The organism is Methanosphaera sp. BMS (assembly GCF_003268005.1).
Lineage (GTDB): Archaea > Methanobacteriota > Methanobacteria > Methanobacteriales > Methanobacteriaceae > Methanosphaera.
Genome location: NZ_CP014213.1, coordinates 701,099 through 722,424 on the forward strand (window position 1 = coordinate 701,099; position 21,326 = coordinate 722,424).

Here is a 21,326-nt window from a genome sequence, read left to right on the forward strand (position 1 = left end):
GGTAGTATCATCCACGATTTCGGCACTGTCCAAAATACAGTCTGACTTCCCATAAATTTAATATTTTTTCAGTAAGTTGTATTACAAGGACTGGCATGATAAAATCTTTTTTTCCTAAACATACCCTATAATTACATCTGGATCTATTTGTCCTCATTTTTCTATTAACACCCTTATCTGTTATATAATGTTTTTTTTTTAATTTATTACCACATGTAACATTGAAAAAATAATTATATACGCTTCGAGTGTTGATTCATTGTTATTTTCTTTATTTTAGTAATAGTTTATATACACTTGTTTTTAGACTTTTATTCATTCTTCGGGTTTAATGATTTTAGGCTGTTTATACATTTTTCATATAATTTATTATAAGCAGGCTAATCTTATAGTGTGATATAGTCGAGGTTTACACTATAGATGAGATATGATATTTACTTCATTATACCTGCATATAGCGAAGTCTAAAAAATTAAAAAAATAGTATCTACTAAAATAGTAAGAGATAACTTGTTGCAGTCGGATAAGTTAGAGAGGTTGCTCTCTCTTCCTCTCCTCAGAACCGTACGTGTCACTTTCATAACATACGGCTCAAGCATATTAGTTATCTGAAGAAACTAAGTCAAATTAAAAAAATTATTTTATATTCCATATAAGCATTGGTAATTATTTTTAAATTTAAATCTTTCAAAGTACTCATTGAATTCACTTTTATACGGGGTTGCTTTATATTTAATGCACCACGCATACTTAATATGAATCCAACTCATACGTTTAAGTTGATTACCTGTTTCAGGATTAGTAAACAAATACTTATCTTTTATCGTTTTATCCCTACATGGTTTAAAGTGTTTACCTTTAATCCACTTATGAGACTTCTTAGGATATAATCTCTTAAGAAGACGAATAATACGATATATAATAAACCAATCCATCTTTTCAAAGGTTCTTTCTGCAGCTGTCATTCTCCAATAATAAGCAGTACCAATTATAAGATTATTTAAGGAGTCAATAAAACTTTCTATGTCTCCCCCATAAGCTTTTATAAAGATACGCCGTGCTTTATCTTTGAATGAAACAATACTACTCTTTGACGGTTTTGTAAGAACCACTTTTCTATTTCTACTGAAATATGATTTAATATTGATTCCTAGAAAATCAAAACCATTATCAATATGAGTAATTCTAGTTTTATCCTCAGCTAAAGTTAAACCCCTCTTTTCCAAGTAAGAATTTAACAGTTTCGGCACTTTACATGCATCCTCTTTTGTTCTACAAAGTATTACAAAATCATCAGCATAACGCACCATAACATACTTAGACACATTACTGTAAGTATACGAGCCATCTTTTCTGCGGATACGAGTGTATTTAATATCTAATGCTTCCTCCATTCCATGCAATGCAATGTTAGCAAGAAGCGGAGATATAATACCCCCTTGAGGTGTACCACTATCAGACTTATAAAATACATTATCGTCTAAGTATCCTGCTTTTAACCAGCGACTAATGGTTTTAGAGGCTGGAAAATACCGTACTTGTTCCATGATATAATCATGGTCAAGAGTATCAAAACAAGATTTAAAATCACCTTCAAATATCCAAGGACGATTAAATCCACGTACATGACTGTGAATCTTTGCTATAGCATCACTAGCACCTCTACAAGGCCTGAAACCATAACTATTGGCTTCAAAATGATGCTCCCAAATAGGTTCCAAGGCAATTTTACATACCATTTGGAACACACGATCACGTATGGTTGGAATACCCAAAGGTCTTAATATTCCATTCTTTTTAGGAATATAAATCCTACGAACAGGCCGAGGCCTATGTAGATTAATTTTACAATCCTTAAGCTGGTAAAATAGTTTCATACGCTCAGCATTTGTCATGACAATTTCAGAGTCAACTCCTGCCGTACGTTTACCACCATTTATTTGAGTAACTACTCTTATAGCCCACAATAGTGTTCTATTATCATTTAAAAGTAGTCTACAATGACTTCGAACTCTTCGATAGTCACCAGATTCTTCAGCACGAATTATCCGCTGTTGTATCTTATATATGCTTCGACTTACATAGTTCCATTTAATATTGGACCATTCACTGTCGAGTTTGTCCAATTCCGTGGACTGACACAAATTAATATTTGCACAGTTTTCTTCATCTGAAATTTGACTCATAAATTAATCACATCTAGGATACAAATTCGTTTTAATTCATGTTATACACCTGTTAAAGTCAGCATATCCACAAGAGTTAATTATTTGTTAAATTCCCCTTTATCTTAACGATAATGTGGCATTAGCTTCCTTAACATCCTTTACCCAATAAGGTCTTAGAATTCCCTCACAGAAACCCCTACCAGTAATGTATTACTGGACTTTACTGGGCTTACCAAGTTTATCTTTTGTTAGACTACGACACAACTTAAGCCCTCCCACTACACCGACAGACATATGGGTTGTAATCTATAGACGTCCTTTTTCACTTCGTCTGACCTGCCTGCAACTACAACACATCCTTTAATCATCCTAACGTGCTGTTTAACTTAACGATGCTTATAAGAGTTCATTTATCATTAGCCAATATTGGTCTTTCTCTCGCCCTCCACTTCATGGATGCTAGAAGTAAGATTAGGCTTTACCTATCATGCAACCCACCCCACTGTTACCAATGACGCAGTTTCAAGGGAGAATAACCCATACAACAGGATTAAAAGTATCCGTTAATAGATACTATACTAACACACACATACAAAACAATGTTTCGAGTGAGAACAAATTAAAGACAATCGCTTGTCGCACAAAAAATAAGGGAGTTTAAGAATTTAATGAAATGTTTTCAGTATAACTATTTGTATTTCCATCTTTATCAGTAAATTCTACTCGTATTTCATGGTTACCCGACACTAGTTTTAACAAATCATAAATTATTTGTGTTAAGTCATCAGTTGTTGTTGCATTGAATACCAGTTTTCCATCAATGTATACTAAAAGATGTCCATTTCTGAAGTCCATGTTGAATATTTCATTTAATGATTCAAGTGTTATGTGGTTGTCTATTATTTTTATTTTCTTGTTGTTGCTTGTAAGTATAATTTCACTTACTTTTGTCATGCTTGGACTAATACTTCTTGTAACTGTTCTTACTTGTTTCCTGTTTCTTATGCTTGGGTATACTATTTTATTTTCTGAAGCATCTCCACCATAGTCAAGGTATGTATTGTTTTCATAGGTGTTATTGTCCCATCCACTGAATAAATAGTAGTTTGGTCCTTCGACACATACGCTTCTACCGTTTTTTGCTTGATTGTTTGTGAATATGTTATTTGAGTATTTGAAATACTTACCTGATGAGTATAATGCTGCTCCTTGATCTGCAGCATAATTTCTGTCAAATTTGCTGTTGTTTATAAATGCATCTTCACCATGAGAGTATATTGCTCCACCGTCAGTTTCTGCAAAGTTAAATAGGAATGTTGAGTTATCTACTATTGCTCCGTCATTATTAAATGTTATTGCAGCACCATTGTATGCTTTACCGTTTTTAATTATAATGTTCTTAAATTGAACATCATCAGCAGTAACATAGAATCCTCGGACTTTATTATCACAATCAATTGTAAAACCGTTACCATCAATGGTTACAGTTTTATTTACGATAATTCCTTCTTTAAGATTTTTATCTACATCTGGGTTATATACATAATTTTCATGTAATTCGACAGTATCATTTTCTCCTGCATTATTAATAATCTCTTGTAATCTGGATAAGGGGTATCCTTCTCTAAAAGTGAAAGGAATCTCAATACCAAATATATCGTTTTCAATTCTTAAGTAGGATAATCCATTATTTGTTAATATATTAAATTCTAAACTGTCTCCGGTAAATTTTTTTACAGTTTTGTCGTTATAAATAAAACCATCAAATATACCAAGTTTATCTCCTGTTAAATTATATTCATTATCCAAGTTCGGATAATTAAAGTCACCTTTTCCAGAACTTAATTTAAACATGATTTTACCTTCAAAAGGTTTACCTACCATGTCGATTTTCTTTGGAATTGTGTTATTTAACTTGTCTACAACATCAAGATAGTACCAATTATTAACAATAACTTTCTTGTTGTTTGTTGATGGACTGAGAACCTTCTTTTTCATATATGCATCCAGAGGATGACAAACATCAGTATTTACATTTCCCCACCAATTTTTATCAGCATTAAGACGTTCTCTGGAATATATGTCATTACGTTGATTTATAATATCTTTATTCTTCATAAGGTAATTGTGGAGGAACATATTATTACTTATCTGATTATTTTTTGCATCTAGATATATACCTCCACCTAATTCAAATGCCCTGTTATCATAGATTATACATGAATTAATATGGTTGTTCTCTTTTTTGATGCATAATGCTCCACCGCTATTTTTTGCAGAGTTTTTAGATATTGAACAATCATGGATTTTATTATTAATATCATTGATGTATATTGCTCCACCATTAATATTTGCAGAGTTATTGAATATTAAGCAATCATAGATTTCATTATCATTATCATTGATGTATATTGCTCCACCATTAATATTTGCAGAGTTATTGAATATTAAGCAATCATAGATTTCATTATCATTATCATTGATGTATATTGCTCCTCCCTCTTCTTTAGCAGTATTGTTTTCAATGGTACATCCAATAATTTCATTGTTTTTTTGATTGATGTATATTGCTCCACCATCTCTGTAAACATAATTGTTTCGGAATATACTGTTTTTTATAAGATTTTTTTCACCATTAACATATATTGTACCGTATACTGTACTTTGATTTAAAAAGACACAGTTATTTATAAAGTTATTATCTCCATTGATAAATATTCCGGAACCTGCTGAATGTTTAAAGTAAAGTTGGTGTTCAAAGTCATCATTATAACCATTATTTCTATTAAATGTACAGTTTATAATATTATTATTATTTGAGTTTAGATAAAATCCTGCACCTCTAAATGCTGCATTGTTTTCAAAATAACAATTTCTTGCAGTGAAAGAATCTCCTTTTACATATACTGTTCCCTCAATAGCTCCCTCTGAACGAGGTATACAATCTTTAAAGGTACAATCTTCCAAAACACCATTCTTTCCCAGCCAATCAATAGCTACTCCTCCAGAATCTAACAGTGAAAATGCATTGATAAAACTGATATTTCGTAATACTACATTATCAGCGGTTATTTTCAAGATTCGCATATGATGAATACCATTTAATGTATGTCCTTGACCATCTATCGTTAATGTTTTATTAATGGTGACTGGTACTCTATCACCTAAAGGTGGTTCGTAATAATAATCTTTATCCAGATAAATCGTAGATCCAGTACTTGCATCATTTAATAATTGTTTTAATTCATATTGTGTACCGTTATTTGAACTTGTTTTTAATAGTTCGGTATTCTTATTTTTCTGTATATTTTTAGTTGTAATGCTTTCTGCCGTTTTGGTGTATGTACCTGTTGAACTTGAAGCAAGTGTATTGTCATAGTCTGGTTCATTTGGGCCATTGGATTCTGTTGTGGTTGTATCATTGTATTCGTTAGCGTTAATTGCAGTTAATGAACAAAGAAATATTACTAATACCAAAAATATTAAAATATATTTAACTCGTTTAATAAGCTCACCTCCGTTTTATGAGAATATCTTTTTATTTATAATTTTAATATTTTTCTAAAAAAAATATTGGCAGACAAATATTATTTTTAATATTTTATTGGTTTTAATGGTTTATGTTAATAATGATAGTTCTTAAAGTTTTTTTAGAGTTAATAAGTAGGATGATTATATTCCAAGGATTACATTGCATAGATTATATTCCATGTTTAATTAAAAAAAATGGATAAAAAAGAGTTTAAAATATATATGTTAATAAGATAATCAATGTAAACAGTATTACTACAGGTATTAAAGACAATACAACTATGATTGTAGCAAATTGCCTGTAATCAAAGGAATGTTTCCTTAATATGAAATAATTCTGTAACTTATCCGGATATAAACTAATTACAAGAACTATTAACTCAACAAATACAGCAAGCATAACCAATATAATCAATATCGTATTGTTGAACACCGTTAGATTTATCAACAATGATATGATTATAATGGGAACAATTCCCATATTCACAAAGTCCAGATAATACGTGTCATTACCATCTTCACATGAGTATTTTAAGTTCAAGACATCATTTCTGAATATCAAGAAGACAGCAAATAACAACATACAAACAACCGGTATCAAAGTATTGTATAGGTTAACACCCTTTAAATTGTTATACTCCAATAATAAGATTATTACTGAAAAGAATATTATCAAATAACCAAGATACTTGGCTTTTAACCTATTGAATGTACTGTTAATATATATTTTCTTTGAAAAGCCTAGTTTATTGGATAAGACAGGCCCTACAAACCACGCTAAACAATATATAATCAGTATCAGTATAAATGTATACTCCATAATTTAACCTTTAATGCTTATTATATTAAACTTTTTTAAAAATGAATATATAAATGTTATTCAATGATAATAATCCTTTTGTCACTAGAATAGTGAAAAAAATTTAAGGTAAACATTGAATATAATAAGTATTATATATTTATTGAAGGTGATACGTTGAGTTTAAACACGGCAGAAATAATAAACATTGAATCACTCATTGATTATCAGGAAAAATCAGTAGTGAGTACCGAGATAATTAAGAAAGAAACAGGTAACGTTACACTGTTTGCTTTTGATGAGAATGAGGGATTAAGCGAACATAGTGCACCATTTGATGCATTGGTACAGGTTGTTGATGGTAGTTTAACAATAACAATTGATAAGGCTGAATATTCACTCAATAAAGGTGAAATAATTATAATGCCTGCCAATATACCGCATGCATTACATGCAAACACAAAAGTAAAAATGATTTTAACAATGATAAAATCACAGTGATTTTAGAAAAATCAGATAAAAAACCGTTCCATATTATAAAATAAATAAAAAAAGTTAGATTAAAGATTAGAATGTTAGAGAAAAGATAAAAATGATAAAAATTATTAGACAACACCAAATTATCTTATTATCTAATATACCATCCTCTTTTTTATCAGCATAATCGTTTCTGTAATTAATGTTATTTGGATTGTTAATATACTCCTCATTAATTATATCAGCAACGGCATCTGGGTCTTCACACTCTTCGATATCAAGTACCCCATCCATAACCTCATATGCCTGGTCTTCATTAAATGATTCTGATGGCACACTAATCACCCAGCGTCTTTTCATTAAATTCCCTGAATATCTGATGTAATCTAGGATCTAACTTGGATATACAGAACTGACATATCGTACTAGGAACACTGTAATAAGCTGCTGCAACTGAACCTGCAATGGCTGCCTGAGTATCAGCGTCACCACCCAAAGATACTGCATTTCTTATTGTGTCCTCATAACTGTCAGCCTCCAAAAAGCATCTTAATGCCTGGGGAACTGATTTTTGACAGGATACTTCAAATGAATAATTAGGACGAATATCCTCCAGTGCTGTTGATAGATCATAGCCGTAATTATTTTCAATGTAATCTTTAATCTCATCCTTGGAATAATCATTTCTTGCCATGAATATGGCTGATGCTGTAGATACTGCTCCTTTAATACCTTCGGGATGATTATGTGTAACTTCGGCAGATAACTTGGCCAATTGTATACAGTCATCCAAGGTACTTGCATACCATGCTACTGGACTAACACGCATGGCAGATCCATTTCCCCAACTGTTGTATGCTTCAGGTTTTTCATCCGTCAGCCAAGTTGAAAATCGTCCCCCATAGCCGGCCCGTGGATACTCTGAACCAAGTATCTGCATTTGACTTATTAGAACATTTTTAGTGAGGTTTAAATCTAGTAGTAACCAATTTGCAACAGCTAATGTCATAACGGTATCATCAGTGAATCTGGAATTACTAGGAAATAAATCAAAGTCCTTAGTTTTTACTGGATGAAACTCATATGATGAACCGATTATATCACCGCATATAGCACCTATTATTCCTTTCATATTAGCATCTTCCATAATATATTTTTTATTCATTATTATATAGGATAATTAAGTATTTAAATGTTTTAATTTTTTATATTGATTATCGTATTTATTTAATATTATTAAATACTATAATAAAATAGATTAATCTAATAAATAATATATATTTCAACATAATTAAAATAAGATATTGGAAATAGAGGGGGTAAATATGTTTTAAAAAAGTTAAATGGTGATGGATTCTACATTTGGTAGACTCCATCAATGTCTTTACCATAATCACCTTCCGGTGTGTATACACAGATGTAATATAATCTCTGATTTACATCCTGCTGTTTTAGAAATTCCAGTGCGTCATTTTTGTTGTCTGCATCATAACATTCATATGTGAACTGATCTTTGGTTATCTTTTCCCTGAACTTTACGCTGCTTTCTTTATTTTGAGTGTTGTTATCTGATGGTTGTTGTTGTATATTTTCACTTGTCTTTTCTGGTTCGAGGTTGTTTTTACGTTTACCGCCGTATTTTTCAAAAGCTTTTTCTGCCTGCGTGAACTGTTCATAAGTCAAGTCCTTTCCACATATTATCGCTTCGTAATTTGCATCGGCTACCTTGTAATAACCGTAGATGAATACTTCATCACAAATCAGTTTTCCTGTATCTATTGCCTTGTGTATATAAGGCAACTCAAGAAGTGCTTTTTCTGCATCCTCTGCATTGTCAAATATGTACATTGTAAATGGTGGCTTGTATTCTGACTGGAATCTTTCACCTAGCCAGTATGCGGTTGCCTTCTCGACAGTATCATGATTTGTACCGAGATTATCCATATTATAATATGCTTCTGTAGGGTTATCATCCATGCTATCGGCAATGTTTTCATCAGCGTTTGGATTATCAGTTATACTTTCTTGTGGAATATCTTCAGAAGGATTTTGTTCAATATTTAAATCATCATTGGATTTTTCTTGGATAATTGTATCTTCCATATCATTTATATTTTGGATTTCTTCTTGGTTATTTTCGGTTGGTGGATTATAATAATGCTGGGTATTGTCAACATTGGATAGTGTGTTTGTTGCTTCTTGAGTGTTTACTCTTTGGAAGTCATCGTTTGGTACTTGATTATTAGGTGTATTTGGAACTGGTTGGTTATTTGGTGGAATATAATCCAGATTAGATATTTGTTGTTCAGGCATCTGCGGGTTATATTGATTATTTGGCATCTGCGGATTGTATTGCATATTAGGCATTTGTGGATTATACTGATTGTTAGATATCTGCTGATTGTATTGCATATTAGGCATTTGTGGATTATACTGATTATTTGGCATCTGAGGATTGTATTGCATATTAGGAGCATTATTATCTTCCATTAGTTTTCCAATGATGAATCCTATGACGAATACTGGAATTGTAACTATCAATGCCAATATTAAAGCTCCGAAAAAATCCCATCCTTCTAGGTATCCATATGTATCATATGTTGCCCATAGTCCAAATAGTAACATGAAGAAAAATAATGCTATGGATATTGTTTTTGTTTTTGCTATTCTATACATATTTTGTTTTCTGTCAAACTTATAAAATAATCCTGTGATGATTGAATTTTCATCCATATTATTTTGAGGATTATAATTATTTTGTGGATTATAATTATTTTGTGGATTATAATTATTTTGTGGATTATAATTCCCGTTATTATTCATTTGTTGATTTGGATTGTTGCCATTATTATTTTGAGGAGTATCCCCCTTATTATTATTTGGATCATTCATTGAATTCACCCCTTTAATAAAATTATGACTGGATATTCACCATATTAAATAGTAATTGAATATCTATAATTATGTTTCTATAATTATAGTTATTTAAATCAATTAAATATAAAGATTTACATATGATTTCTTTTTTTAAGTCTTTCATACAAAGAATAATAATAATCAATATATATTTTCTCATTATAATTCAATTATAATTATCCAATTCATCATATTATGCAATTAATTAAATAAAAATGAGTTTAGCTTTAAATATCCATTATAATTAAGATACAATTGTACCTAGGATTATTAAATATTTAAATAGTGTTTTATAGAATAAATGAAATTTAATTAACAGATATAACAAGTGATTGGCGATTAGCTTAAGTGAATAATTAATTTAGTTATATTTAAAAAAATATTAATTCAGTTTAAATTTATTTAAAAACGACCAAATCATTAATTATTCATCTCATACTTAAAGTTATATGACTTCCATTATATATAGTTAATTCTATGATTGTTTCTAATAACATAGTTATATTATTTTTTTCAAAAATAGTTACAATTTTATTAAATGAATTTAACAACTAAATAATTAATGTATTAGTTCCCGATTAAAATATAATTATTGATAAATCATTTTTTTAATCAATGACTAATTCTACTCATTTTTATAAAAAATATTATAATTAAACACAGAAAAATCAAAAAAGCGTTTAAACTGATATAACCCTAAAACAATTTGTAATAATAATTTATAATTTATATAGTATTAGAATTATACTCTAATTTGTAAAATAAAAAAGAATTATAGGAGTGAGTCAAAATGACAATTAATTATAAAAAAAATCTAGAGGATGTGTTAAATGGTAAAGAAGTAGACATTACCCCCGTGATAACAGTTACCCAATCAGGTATACTAGATGCAATGGAACTGACAAATACCTCCTGGCCGGAGGCACATAAAAATCCGGAACAAATGGCAACACTTGGTGCTTCATTATATGAATTGGCCGGACTGGAAGATGCAAAAATACCATTCTGTCTAGCCGTTGAAGCAGAATCAATGGGATGTGAAGTCGACTTAGGTCAAGGGGCTAGAACCCCTGAAGTAGTAAAATCCCCATTTGATAATCCACGAGAAATAGAAATACCCGATGACTTTGAAGAAAGAGGAAGAATACCAGTAATATGTGAAGCCGTAGAAATATTACATGAAAGATATGACAACCTTCCGGTATGTGTAGGTATAACCGGACCATTTACGGTAGCAGGACATATGATAGGAGTAGAGGAAATATTGAAGATGATCAATACCGATTACTATGGGGTTGAAGCCGCAATAGATGTAGCAGCAGAGGCCGTGATGGCATATATCAAAGTATTAAATGAAGTTAAACCAGACATAATATGTGTAGCAGATCCAACATCTTCAGGGGATTTATTAAGTCCTCTTGATTTCCAGCAATTATCACGTCCCGCACTTGAAGATATAGAAGAGAAAATGAAGTCACAAAATGTACTTCACATATGTGGACACGTAAAGAACATGCTAAAAGACATGCTGTCATGTGGATACAATGGTATAAGCATTGAAGAAGCAGTGGATATGAGAGATGCACAGGCAGTAAAACATAGTCTTGGAGACATATCACAGGTATGCGGTAATATATCTACCAGTAAGACATTATATAGGGGAACACCTGAAGAGGTAAGACAAGAAGTTCTACAGGCACTGGAAAAAGGTGTGGATGTAGTAGCACCAAGCTGTGGTATTGCAGCTGCAAGTCCACTAGCCAATATCCAAGCCATGGTCAATGCCAGAAACGAATATTTTGGAATTGAAGAACACTAAACCACCCCACCTTTTCTATTTTTTCTAAAAAAAAGAGTTAAAATTAGAATAAATCTATTTTAAATCATCATAGGTACCAAAATTGCATTTAATACCGAATAAATAATGACAAATAACAACATTATAACAATAGATAATATTAAATCCTTAAGTGGCGCTTTAAGTCTATCTAGTGGATTTTTCTTTGAATTTGACACGTATGCTATGAATCTGACTTCCATCTTAGTAACCAGAAATGCTCCACACATGGCAAATACACTGCCAATCAAAGTAAATATTGACTGCGGAAGCAGAAGATTTATGTTATTCATATTCTGATTGAATAAAAATCCTATTGATACAGCATTTGCTACAAATGACAGCATGGCCATTACAGAAAATGTAAGTCCCATAACAATCATTGACAGATAATATATTAGTGTATTAATAAAGGATGTAAGGAAGTTAGCACTGAATGTGCTTACATGCATGTTTGATAATATCATATTAGTCATTGAATATTTACTGAATGCTGCATATGAATGTGTGTCTGTAAAACCGGAGTATACAGATAATATCAATACGATTACTGATACCAATAGAAATACCTTGTTTCTCTTGAAGTAATCCTTAAAATTGCCCTTGTTGAATATGTCCTTGACAAATTTTTTTATACTAAACACCTCCATAATTATACTTTGTATGAATCAATTAATAATATTTTCAAAGATTAAGAAAAAGATATCCCTTCACTCATTTGAAAAAAAAATTTATACATCCCATAGCTAAGCATCTTAAACTTAACAACTGTTAAAATCAGAAAATGATATGAAAATCTTATTTATTTAAGCGGTTATTGATTGATATAGCATCAATTAATTATCGTAGAAGATGTCCATTATTCATATACCTCAAAGTCAATTTTTATTAAATGTTAATTACATATATAGTATTAATAGTGAGGTATACAGATGTCGAATTTATCAGATAACAATAATGAATACCAATGGAAAAGCAGATTTTCCTTTTTAATGGCTATGATTGGAGCCGCTGTTGGTCTTGGAAATATATGGCGATTCAGTTATGTTCTTTACTCCAATGGTGGAGGAGCATTTCTGATACCGTACTTTGTGGCAATATTTATAATGGGTATTCCATTTTTGATTCTTGAATATGGTTTGGGTGCCAAGTTCAAGAATTCATTGTCAAATATTCTAAAGAAGATAAGACCACAACTGGAAATACTTGGATGGATTACGGCTTTTCTTGTATTTCTGGTGCTGACTTACTATGTTGTTATAATGGCATGGGATTTGATCTATCTGCTTATAAGCTTTACAAAAGGTTGGACAACAAATCCGGACATGTTTTTCAACACACATATTATAGTTGGAGCAAATAACCTGAATAACGTATTCACACCGGTTATAATTACATTGGCTGCCACGATATTCGTATGGCTACTGATATGGTACATATCCCATAAGGCCTTGGATAAGGGTATTAGTAAGGTAGTAAACATATTAATTCCACTACTGTTTATTATGATGGCAATTATAGTGTTCTATTCATTTACACTGCCCGGCATGGATATTGGTATAAAGGCACTTTTGAATCCTAATTGGAGTTTGCTGTTGGATATTAACATATGGCTTGCAGCATTTGGTCAGATAATTTTTTCACTGTCAATGGGTCAGGCTATAGCTGTAACCTATGCAGGTTATCTTCCGGAGAATTCCAGATTGGTTGATAATGTATTGGTGGTTGTAGCTGCAAATTCCGGCTTCGAGCTATTTACTTCCCTTGGTGTATTTAGCATACTTGGATTCATGTCATTTACAAGTGGTTTACCTATTGAACAGATAGCTACCAGCGGTACGGGATTATTATTTGTGGTATTTCCGGAGATATTTAATGTAATGGGAGATATGGCTTATGTCATTGCACCAATATTCTTCCTGTGCGTATTCTTTGCGGGCGTTACATCAGCACTGGCATTTCTTGAGCCGATGTGTCTAGCAGTTTCAAGAAAGTTTAGAATAAGTCGTGCAAGAAGTGTGACACTGCTTTGTATCTTTGGATTTATATTATCCCTGGTATTTACCACTGCTTCAGGTAATTATGTCCTGACAATTGCCGACAGCTTTATAAATCAGTTTGGTATACTACTGGCAGTTATATTACAGGCCGTGATATTTGGATGGATTTATGGTGTAGATAAGCTAATTCCCGTTCTCAATGAACATTCCACTGTTAAGATTGGAAGAACATGGGTTACAGTAATCAAATATATCATGCCGGTATTTCTATCAATCATGTGGATTATTGGAATCTTTGACTTGTTAAACAGTCAGAATAGTGTTGAGATTATCATCCAACTGTTGATAGCAGTTATTATCGTGGCCGTACCGTTTACGTTAACAAAACTAAAAGCCAGATAAAACCCTAACCTTTTTTTTTAATTTTTTTTGCTGTGAAATTTGCAAGTCATAGCAAATTACAATAATATTATTAATTGATTTATTTAAAAATAGTTTTTTGGATTGTGAAGAAGAATTAAATGGGATGAGTTGTTTATGTTGTGTCCCACTCTCTAAATAACCATCCTTCTTCTTCTTTTTTCTTAAGAATGAAGTGACTCTTTAGGTCCCATATAACCTGAGCACCCGAAAGTCTTGTCTTGATGTATATTTTCACGTCTATAGTAGCGTGATCTCCGTCTACATTTATCTTTGGATTCTTTATGGTCGCTTCAACATAATGTAATACATCTTTTCTTATATCTCTCAGGAATTCTTGCTTTAATTCTTTTCTTCCTGAACCTCTTACAAGGATGAACTTATGATGCAGTAATTTGGACATGTTTTTTATGTCTTTTTTACAAATTGATCTTGTTAAGCATATTAGTTTATTCAGTACTTCTTTTTCTTCGCCTTCAAAGTTATCGTCAAATTTTAATTTAATAGTATCTCCCATTATAATTCCTCTTATATATTTTATTTGGAAATAGTGGAAAACAGGTAAAAGAGAGGGGGGTTTAAGGAAAATAAAAAAGGTTTAATTTTTTATTTAATCGTATTTGTAGAAACCCTCTCCTGCATTTACTCCTGTTTTTCCAGCATCAATTTTTTCTTTTAGTTTAGCTGCAATTTTTGCATGAACTGATTCCGGATTGTTTACTTCAGGATTCATCATCACTATATTATATGCTGTAGTTAAACCTACTACATCCAGTATGGCAAATGGTCCTGCAGGTGCACCGGTAGCTAATTTCCATGTTAAGTCTATTGTTTCCGGATCTGCTACATCGGTTGCATATAATGCTTCTGCTGCACTTAAAAATGGTACTAGCATTGAATTTAATATGTAACCTGGCTGTTCTTTCTTAAGCCTTAGTGGCACCATGTTTATGTCTTGTGCAAACTGAGCTACTTCTTCGTAGTATTTTTCATCAGTTTGTGAATGTCCCATTACCTCTGCAGTGTTGTTTTTCCATATTTCATTTGCAAAGTGTAGTGCCAGGTATTTTTCTGGTCTTCCGGTGTACTTGGCAAATGTACTTGGCAGTAATGTAGAGGAGTTTGTGACCAATATTGTTTTTTCAGGCATGTATTTTGCCAATTGTTCATAGAATGGTATCTTTTGTTGCGGATCTTCCGCTATTGCTTCAATTATTAAGTCAGCATCTTCTGCAGCTTCCTTGTAGCTTGTTGTCATGTCTATGTTTTCATATGCCTTGCATACGTTGGCTTTTAATTGGTCTATTTCTTCGTCAGATAATTTCTTTTTATCTGTGAATCCCCTACAATATGCCAATGGATTTGTTTTCATTGCTTCTAAGGTTTGTAGGTATATGTCATTTAGTCTATCGATTTTTGGCTGTGCTCTTTCTATTGAAGATTCACTTCTTAACCAAATTTTCACGTTAAAACCGCAGAAAGCACTTTGGAATGCTATTTGACTTCCAAGCACTCCTCCGCCCGCTACGGTTACATTTTGTATTGACATGTTTAATACCTCACATTATATTATATTTTGTATACTATAGTATATATCTTTTAGTATAAATAATTTATCACGATTGTTAATGATTAATAATGGAATTATTAAAAATTAATAGAATAATAATAAACACTCAAAATGATAACACATATAATAAAACAATGTATATGAATATAAGAATATCATAACCAAAATCATAAAATGACGATATTTATTGAAATTTAACAAAACTAACTCATAGCCATAAAAAAACATTAAAAAAATGCAAAGGTTTATATAATGAAAAAATATTTTGATGAAAAAATAGCATCATAACTTAATGATATATGAAACGGCTTTCCGGCCATCAAAATCAAATGTATAACTATAAACCCCACCATTATTGACAATAGTCTTGATTGAAGCAACATTATCCATTTCAGCCGATAACTTAACCTTTTTCATCCCAAGATTTCTTGCCTCTATGAGTATCATGGAAAGCATCACTGTAGCATAACCTTTTTTCCTATCATGGGGACGAACGCTGAATGCAATATGACCAAAATCTTTTAAAAAATCATTCAAACAATGCCTTAAACAGATGACTCCCACAATTCTTTCATCAACAATTGCCAGATAAGTGTCCGTTAAAACCCAATCAGCCGATACAGTGTCACAGGAGCTATTATTTGATACATATTCAATCCATTTATCTATGGAATCCATACTATCCAATAGTTCACCACCATTGATTACATCTTCACCGGCAGATAAAAAATCATCCCTAAACTCCTTAATATCATGAGCATATTCAAGTGCTGGCCTTAATAATTTCATATTTGTCCTAGAATTCATGACATTATTTAAGTACAAAAAGATATTAATAAATATCTATAGAAATAAGAAAACATAAGTTTACCCAGAAAAAATAGGATGTGTTATAATGAATGACTATGACAATTCACTAAAGCAGATAACCCAAACATTAAAAAACATAAACGCCTCATTAAATGATATTGACTTAAACATGAATGATGAAAACTTCTTTGACAAATCAATAAACATCTATGGCCTGATAAATTATACGAGAAATCAGTTTCTGCCAAAGACATCCTCCTTCATAACCGACAACCATGCATTCAATGACATATTCTTCAACTATACCTCGGTTGAATCCATGATACTTGACCTATTTTTGATAATAGAATCAGATCTTATTAAAGCATTGGATAAAAACACAGGCCAACTTTTGGATTCTGAGAAGATAAATTCAATAATTGCATTTTCCCATAATCTGTTTGAACTTTTAAGCAGTATAATATACACCAGAATAAATCTAAACAATAAAATTATAAGTGATGATGAATATGCAATTCTCAACAAAAAGTACAATCATGAGATATTCAACATGCAGAATAACTTCTATAAACTTGTATATGATGAAAAAATAGATTTCAGGGTAAAATAAAAAAAAGAAATATGGTTTTGTTTAAAAACCTGGCTTGAATCCAAAGACTTTCTGAGCCAATTTGAATGAAATCCTATTAACAAATAACGTTACGATGAAATATGCTACAACCCACCTAACAGGCCACCATAATAGACATACCTCAAATGGCATTCCATTAGGTATAGCAAATATCAGGGGCATTATAAGACTCATCAACAGGCTAATGAAAAATGCTATTGGATTCCAAAATATCCTCTTATAATCCACGTTTATCCTCCCATAAATATTACATTACTACTTAATTGAAGGATAGTATTTAAAACTTATGATTAAATCATTATCATCCTTATTGTTTACATGGATTATATTAATTTACGGGCGAAGTTATCCTCATCCAATGGATATTCATTGACACTGGGTTTTTTTCCAACATCTTTTAGACGTGCATCAAGAAACTTCCTGCCGTCGTTACTGACGGCAAGTATCGGTACAGCTGTTCCATAATAGCATGGCTTTTTAATTTGGGCCAGATTAATTATCTCACGTGAAGCACATGCCGTTACTATATCAGCACATTCAAAGACCATATTTGCTAATTCTTCTGTAATTGCCGTAGTATGTGCTACAAAGATATATACATTAACATCATCGGGTAGAGGATATTCTCTTATTTGCTTTATCATTTCACATGGAATAATGGTGATGGCAATATTTTTATAACCCTTATCGATAGCCATTTTTAATCCTTTTAACTGATTTAACTCAGCCGTTTCAGGATCTAATACATTATCCTCTCCTACCTGTTCTATTATCTCGGGTATTGGTGTTGTACTTAGCAGTCCTGATACTCTGCCACCTACTCCCTGGACAAGATCGGCTTCGTTCATTATCAGCGTACCTGTACCTTCACATGCACCGACTACACAGTCGATATTTCCAAGTTTGAGATTGCTTCTTAGTATCTCGGATATACCTACAGAGAGCATGTCACCCATTCTTAACTTTCTATCCTTGGTACACATTCCAAAGTCCTTTATACGATATTCAATGTTTTTTCTAATGTCATCCTTTGTTATATGTTCTATATTGTGATATTTTCCAAATATCGGACAGTAGTCAATCATTGGCTCATCAATGCTGACTACTTCACCATCCTTTATTACAATTCGGGCCTTGCCCAATGCCTCTATTACATGTTTATCTTCACTCATCAAATCACCATATTAATTATATATTATATGTCTGATATGATTTATATTTAAATGGATGATATTTAAGTTCTTAAAATGTGTAAAAAATAGAAAAAGTGGGATTTATCGTGAGTATATTATACCCCTACCATTTGTTCCGTAATAATAGCCATAATGGCCTTTATTACTTTCTTTACTACTGCTTGCCCTTCTAGTATTGTCTTCTATGTCTTCTAGCGCATATTGATTCTGCTCCTGGTAATACTCATCACGGGCCGCTTCATAATCATCAAAGTATGATCTTTGGTCTTTGGTTAGACTCTTAGACTTAACGTCCAGTTTTGGTATCTCGGAGCCGTCCTTCTTAAACATTCCAAGTAGTATGCAATCATATGCACGACCATCTACAATTAAGCTATGTTTTACGTCTATATGATCATCAAGAGCAAATGAGTTTTGAGTAAACCATGCAAAAGTTCGTACATATTCCACGGGGACATAATATGTCATATTATCTACTGTATTGTTTACATATGCTCCTCTTAATCCAGTATCTCCTTCATAGCTTGTTGAATTGTATCCATTGTATTCGAATATGAAGTCTGACGGATAAAAGTCGTACTTGGAGTCAAGTATCTTCTGTTCTTCGGCGGTAAATGCTGATACTGATGATAATGTTAATATAAATACAAATATCATCATGAACGTTATGATTATTTTCCTATCCATTGATTGTTCCACCATTAATTTTTTTTGAGTTTATAATATTTAGTATATCATTCAATTATATAATCTTATTGATTATCTTTTTATTTGCGTTGATGGATGCATACTTTTGGAAATGCTAAACTTGGTTATTTGCTAATTAGCCATAATCATATCATTATAAAATATGATAAAATATGGAAATATTTAATAAGAAATAATTATAAACTATTGATTAATATAATAAAAATTATTATAGATTAATTTTATGGAGAGATAAAATATGGCAAAAAATGCAATAATAACAGGCGGATCAAGAGGAATAGGAAAAGCAATGGCACTTAAACTAGGAGAACTAGGATATAACGTTGCAATCAACTACAGAAGTGACTCCTCAAAACAATTAACAGAAGATTTAATAGAAGAAATCAAAGCGGAATATGGCGTGGATGCAATAGCAGTACAGGCTGACGTAAGTAAATTTGAAGACTGTCAAAAACTGGTGGAAGCTACAGTCGAGAAATTCGGCGACCAAATCGATGCACTCGTAAACAACGCAGGAATAACAAACAACTGTAACTTCATAGACCTACAGCCGGAAGACTATGAAAGAGTTATCAACACAAACCTAGTAAGTATGATGCACATGAGCCACTTATGTCTTCCATACATGGTAGACCGTGAAACATCAATCGTATGTACCGCATCAGTAGGTGGATTGACCGGTGTAATAAACCAGGCAGACTACTGTGCAGCAAAAACTGGAGTAATCGGATTAGTACGTGCATTGGCACTTGAATTTGCATCCAGAAAAGTACGTGTAAATGCCATCGCACCGGGTATGATTATGACCGACATGCTACGTGGAGTAAACCAGGATGAATTAAATGCACTTGCTGCAACAATACCTATCGGCAGAATCGGTGATGTATCAGACATAGCAGGAGCATTAGGATATATCCTAGAAGCACCATACCTAACAGGTCAGGTAATATCACCTAACGGTGGATTTGTACTGCAATAAGTATATACAATATTCCCCTCCATCCTTTTTTATAAACTACAAACTTTTTATCCACATACTTTTCTCGCATATTATTTAAGTCATTGAAACATATATAAGCATATGAAGAAATTATACATTTTTGACTTTGATGGAACACTGGTAAATACGTTTTATGACTCCGTATTAGCATATAATCAGGCATTAGCTAAGCATAATAGGGACATTTATGAATTTGAACGCCTGGAGGATATCGACTTTGAGGACTTCATCAATTCAATGACCCATGATGAAGAGGTATTGAAGACATACGCGATAGAATATGAAAACAGTCCGCTTAAAAATACTTTGGCATATCCGGGCATTAAAGAAACATTGGAAAAATTGCAGGATGATGGCTGTACTCTGGCCATATGCTCTAACAGGCTGCAGTCACAACTTGAAGAGCTAACCAGGAATATATTTCCAAACATTGACTTCAAGTATGTCGTCGGATACGAAATGGGTTCCAAGGCCAAACCTGATCCAGAGATGATTAACAGAATACTGGATAATGAATCATATGATAATGATGAGATTGTATATATCGGTGACAGATGTACCGATATTCAAACAGCAGTTAACGTTGATATAGATGTGGTCATTGTAAAATGGGGTCAAGGTAACGAGGATGCATTTACTAACACATACCCCCTTGCAATAATAGATTATGCAGAGAAACTGCTTGAATTATAACACGTGAAAACGATATAAACAACTGGTGATAATTATGGAATTATTGGACATAATGTTAAAAAGAAGAAGCATACGCAAATACACTCATGAGAACATCCCAAGTGAAAAATTGAATAAGATACTGCAGGCAGGACTGCTGGCCCCAACAAGCAGAAACAGAAAGCCATGTGAATTTATAGTGGTAAAAGACAAAAAGGTACTCAAGAAATTATCCCAATCCAAAAGTGCAGGTTCAGCCATGATAGAAGATGCCGACTGTGCCATAGTTACAATAGCAGATTCCGATAAAGCCGACACTTGGATAGAGGATTCATCCATAGCAATGGCATACATGGATTTGATGGCAACAAGTGAAAACGTGGCAAGCTGCTGGGTACAAAGCCACCTTAGAAGCACATCCGATAATACAGACAGTGAAGAATACATAAAAGAATTACTAGACCTTGATAAGAAGTATAGGATAGTGGGAATACTATCCCTTGGAATAAATGACACTAGACCGCCGGCACATACACTGGATGAAATTGACTACGGCAAAATTCAACGTATAGAATAATATTCAATCAACTCATC

General features: G+C 32.2%; 20 protein-coding genes. 7 read left to right on the plus strand and 13 right to left on the minus strand.

Annotation, left to right across the window (positions count from 1 at the left end):
• Positions 1 to 641 precede the first annotated feature (641 nt).
• From ltrA to AW729_RS11150, 3 genes are all read right to left on the minus strand, one after another.
• Positions 642 to 2,144, minus strand: coding sequence for a group II intron reverse transcriptase/maturase (gene ltrA, locus AW729_RS02380; RefSeq protein WP_162685745.1), 1,503 nt, complete (start codon positions 2,142 to 2,144; stop codon positions 642 to 644).
• 681 nt (positions 2,145 to 2,825) lie between these two features.
• On the minus strand, positions 2,826 to 5,645 hold the full coding sequence (locus AW729_RS02385; RefSeq protein ID WP_112123587.1) for a right-handed parallel beta-helix repeat-containing protein: 2,820 nt from the start codon (positions 5,643 to 5,645) through the stop codon (positions 2,826 to 2,828).
• A 265-nt stretch (positions 5,646 to 5,910) separates the two neighbouring features.
• On the minus strand, positions 5,911 to 6,519 hold the full coding sequence (locus AW729_RS11150; protein ID WP_162685746.1) for a hypothetical protein: 609 nt from the start codon (positions 6,517 to 6,519) through the stop codon (positions 5,911 to 5,913).
• A 156-nt stretch (positions 6,520 to 6,675) separates the two neighbouring features.
• Between AW729_RS11150 and AW729_RS02395 the strand changes: the two genes are divergently transcribed.
• Positions 6,676 to 6,999 (plus strand): cupin domain-containing protein, encoded by a 324-nt coding sequence (locus tag AW729_RS02395; RefSeq protein ID WP_112123589.1) that lies wholly within the window; start codon positions 6,676 to 6,678, stop codon positions 6,997 to 6,999.
• Between the two features lie 66 nt (positions 7,000 to 7,065).
• Here the strand turns inward: AW729_RS02395 and AW729_RS02400 are convergent, their stop codons facing one another.
• The 3 genes from AW729_RS02400 to AW729_RS02410 form a co-directional block, all read right to left on the minus strand.
• Entirely contained in the window at positions 7,066 to 7,335 is a 270-nt protein-coding gene (locus tag AW729_RS02400) for a hypothetical protein (protein ID WP_162685747.1), read from the minus strand.
• A complete protein-coding gene (locus AW729_RS02405; protein WP_204355191.1) occupies positions 7,313 to 8,107 on the minus strand; it encodes an ADP-ribosylglycohydrolase family protein in 795 nt (264 codons plus the stop codon). The genes AW729_RS02400 and AW729_RS02405 overlap by 23 nt, the downstream gene beginning before the upstream one ends.
• A 224-nt stretch (positions 8,108 to 8,331) precedes the next feature.
• Entirely contained in the window at positions 8,332 to 9,867 is a 1,536-nt protein-coding gene (locus AW729_RS02410; RefSeq protein WP_112123591.1) for a hypothetical protein, read from the minus strand.
• 820 nt (positions 9,868 to 10,687) lie between these two features.
• On the opposite strand from AW729_RS02410, the gene mtaA reads away from it, so the two are divergent.
• Positions 10,688 to 11,710, plus strand: coding sequence for a methylcobamide:CoM methyltransferase MtaA (gene mtaA, locus AW729_RS02415; RefSeq protein ID WP_112125217.1), 1,023 nt, complete (start codon positions 10,688 to 10,690; stop codon positions 11,708 to 11,710).
• A gap of 59 nt (positions 11,711 to 11,769) precedes the next feature.
• Here the strand turns inward: mtaA and AW729_RS02420 are convergent, their stop codons facing one another.
• Positions 11,770 to 12,378 carry a hypothetical protein gene (locus AW729_RS02420; protein ID WP_112123592.1) on the minus strand — a complete coding sequence of 203 codons (609 nt, stop codon included), beginning with the start codon at positions 12,376 to 12,378 and terminating at the stop codon, positions 11,770 to 11,772.
• 282 nt (positions 12,379 to 12,660) lie between these two features.
• On the opposite strand from AW729_RS02420, the gene AW729_RS02425 reads away from it, so the two are divergent.
• Positions 12,661 to 14,130, plus strand: coding sequence for a sodium-dependent transporter (locus AW729_RS02425; RefSeq protein ID WP_112123593.1), 1,470 nt, complete (start codon positions 12,661 to 12,663; stop codon positions 14,128 to 14,130).
• 133 nt (positions 14,131 to 14,263) lie between these two features.
• On the opposite strand, the gene AW729_RS02430 is transcribed toward AW729_RS02425, so the two are convergent.
• The 3 genes from AW729_RS02430 to AW729_RS02440 all read right to left on the minus strand — a co-directional run bounded on the left by AW729_RS02430 (position 14,264) and on the right by AW729_RS02440 (position 16,507).
• Positions 14,264 to 14,665, minus strand: coding sequence for a nuclear transport factor 2 family protein (locus tag AW729_RS02430; RefSeq protein WP_112123594.1), 402 nt, complete (start codon positions 14,663 to 14,665; stop codon positions 14,264 to 14,266).
• Between the two features lie 93 nt (positions 14,666 to 14,758).
• A complete protein-coding gene (locus tag AW729_RS02435; RefSeq protein WP_112123595.1) occupies positions 14,759 to 15,697 on the minus strand; it encodes a 3-hydroxyacyl-CoA dehydrogenase in 939 nt (312 codons plus the stop codon).
• Between the two features lie 303 nt (positions 15,698 to 16,000).
• Positions 16,001 to 16,507, minus strand: a complete 507-nt coding sequence (locus AW729_RS02440) for a GNAT family N-acetyltransferase (RefSeq protein ID WP_162685748.1) — start codon at positions 16,505 to 16,507, stop codon at positions 16,001 to 16,003.
• 106 nt (positions 16,508 to 16,613) lie between these two features.
• Between AW729_RS02440 and AW729_RS02445 the strand changes: the two genes are divergently transcribed.
• Positions 16,614 to 17,138, plus strand: coding sequence for a hypothetical protein (locus AW729_RS02445; RefSeq protein WP_112123597.1), 525 nt, complete (start codon positions 16,614 to 16,616; stop codon positions 17,136 to 17,138).
• Between the two features lie 21 nt (positions 17,139 to 17,159).
• Here the strand turns inward: AW729_RS02445 and AW729_RS02450 are convergent, their stop codons facing one another.
• From AW729_RS02450 to AW729_RS02460, 3 genes are all read right to left on the minus strand, one after another.
• A complete protein-coding gene (locus AW729_RS02450) occupies positions 17,160 to 17,387 on the minus strand; it encodes a hypothetical protein (protein ID WP_112123598.1) in 228 nt (75 codons plus the stop codon).
• A gap of 95 nt (positions 17,388 to 17,482) precedes the next feature.
• Positions 17,483 to 18,331 carry a methanogenesis marker 8 protein gene (locus AW729_RS02455; RefSeq protein ID WP_112123599.1) on the minus strand — a complete coding sequence of 283 codons (849 nt, stop codon included), beginning with the start codon at positions 18,329 to 18,331 and terminating at the stop codon, positions 17,483 to 17,485.
• Positions 18,332 to 18,433: 102 nt separating this feature from the next.
• The gene (locus AW729_RS02460; protein WP_112123600.1) at positions 18,434 to 19,039 is read right to left on the minus strand and encodes a hypothetical protein; all 606 of its coding nucleotides are present in this window, start codon (positions 19,037 to 19,039) and stop codon (positions 18,434 to 18,436) included.
• A gap of 259 nt (positions 19,040 to 19,298) precedes the next feature.
• Between AW729_RS02460 and AW729_RS02465 the strand changes: the two genes are divergently transcribed.
• From AW729_RS02465 to AW729_RS02475, 3 genes are all read left to right on the plus strand, one after another.
• Complete coding sequence (locus AW729_RS02465) at positions 19,299 to 20,039, plus strand: 3-oxoacyl-ACP reductase family protein (protein WP_112123601.1); 741 nt, start codon at positions 19,299 to 19,301, stop codon at positions 20,037 to 20,039.
• A gap of 102 nt (positions 20,040 to 20,141) precedes the next feature.
• Positions 20,142 to 20,753, plus strand: coding sequence for an HAD family hydrolase (locus AW729_RS02470; RefSeq protein ID WP_112123602.1), 612 nt, complete (start codon positions 20,142 to 20,144; stop codon positions 20,751 to 20,753).
• 34 nt (positions 20,754 to 20,787) lie between these two features.
• A complete protein-coding gene (locus AW729_RS02475; RefSeq protein WP_112123603.1) occupies positions 20,788 to 21,309 on the plus strand; it encodes a nitroreductase family protein in 522 nt (173 codons plus the stop codon).
• The last annotated feature ends 17 nt before the right edge of the window (positions 21,310 to 21,326 follow it).

Excerpts from the sequence above, each read along its gene's own strand:
- AW729_RS11150 (WP_162685746.1), bottom strand. The coding sequence starts at position 6,519 with ATGGAGTATACATTTATACTGATACTGATTATATATTGTTTAGCGTGG.
- AW729_RS02400 (WP_162685747.1), bottom strand. The coding sequence starts at position 7,335 with ATGAAAAGACGCTGGGTGATTAGTGTGCCATCAGAATCATTTAATGAA.
- AW729_RS02405 (WP_204355191.1), bottom strand. The coding sequence starts at position 8,107 with ATGAAAGGAATAATAGGTGCTATATGCGGTGATATAATCGGTTCATCA.
- AW729_RS02410 (WP_112123591.1), bottom strand. The coding sequence starts at position 9,867 with ATGAATGATCCAAATAATAATAAGGGGGATACTCCTCAAAATAATAAT.
- AW729_RS02420 (WP_112123592.1), bottom strand. The coding sequence starts at position 12,378 with ATGGAGGTGTTTAGTATAAAAAAATTTGTCAAGGACATATTCAACAAG.
- AW729_RS02425 (WP_112123593.1), top strand. The coding sequence starts at position 12,661 with ATGTCGAATTTATCAGATAACAATAATGAATACCAATGGAAAAGCAGA.
- AW729_RS02430 (WP_112123594.1), bottom strand. The coding sequence starts at position 14,665 with ATGGGAGATACTATTAAATTAAAATTTGACGATAACTTTGAAGGCGAA.
- AW729_RS02435 (WP_112123595.1), bottom strand. The coding sequence starts at position 15,697 with ATGTCAATACAAAATGTAACCGTAGCGGGCGGAGGAGTGCTTGGAAGT.
- AW729_RS02440 (WP_162685748.1), bottom strand. The coding sequence starts at position 16,507 with ATGAAATTATTAAGGCCAGCACTTGAATATGCTCATGATATTAAGGAG.
- AW729_RS02445 (WP_112123597.1), top strand. The coding sequence starts at position 16,614 with ATGAATGACTATGACAATTCACTAAAGCAGATAACCCAAACATTAAAA.
- AW729_RS02455 (WP_112123599.1), bottom strand. The coding sequence starts at position 18,331 with ATGAGTGAAGATAAACATGTAATAGAGGCATTGGGCAAGGCCCGAATT.
- AW729_RS02460 (WP_112123600.1), bottom strand. The coding sequence starts at position 19,039 with ATGGATAGGAAAATAATCATAACGTTCATGATGATATTTGTATTTATA.
- AW729_RS02465 (WP_112123601.1), top strand. The coding sequence starts at position 19,299 with ATGGCAAAAAATGCAATAATAACAGGCGGATCAAGAGGAATAGGAAAA.
- AW729_RS02470 (WP_112123602.1), top strand. The coding sequence starts at position 20,142 with ATGAAGAAATTATACATTTTTGACTTTGATGGAACACTGGTAAATACG.
- AW729_RS02475 (WP_112123603.1), top strand. The coding sequence starts at position 20,788 with ATGGAATTATTGGACATAATGTTAAAAAGAAGAAGCATACGCAAATAC.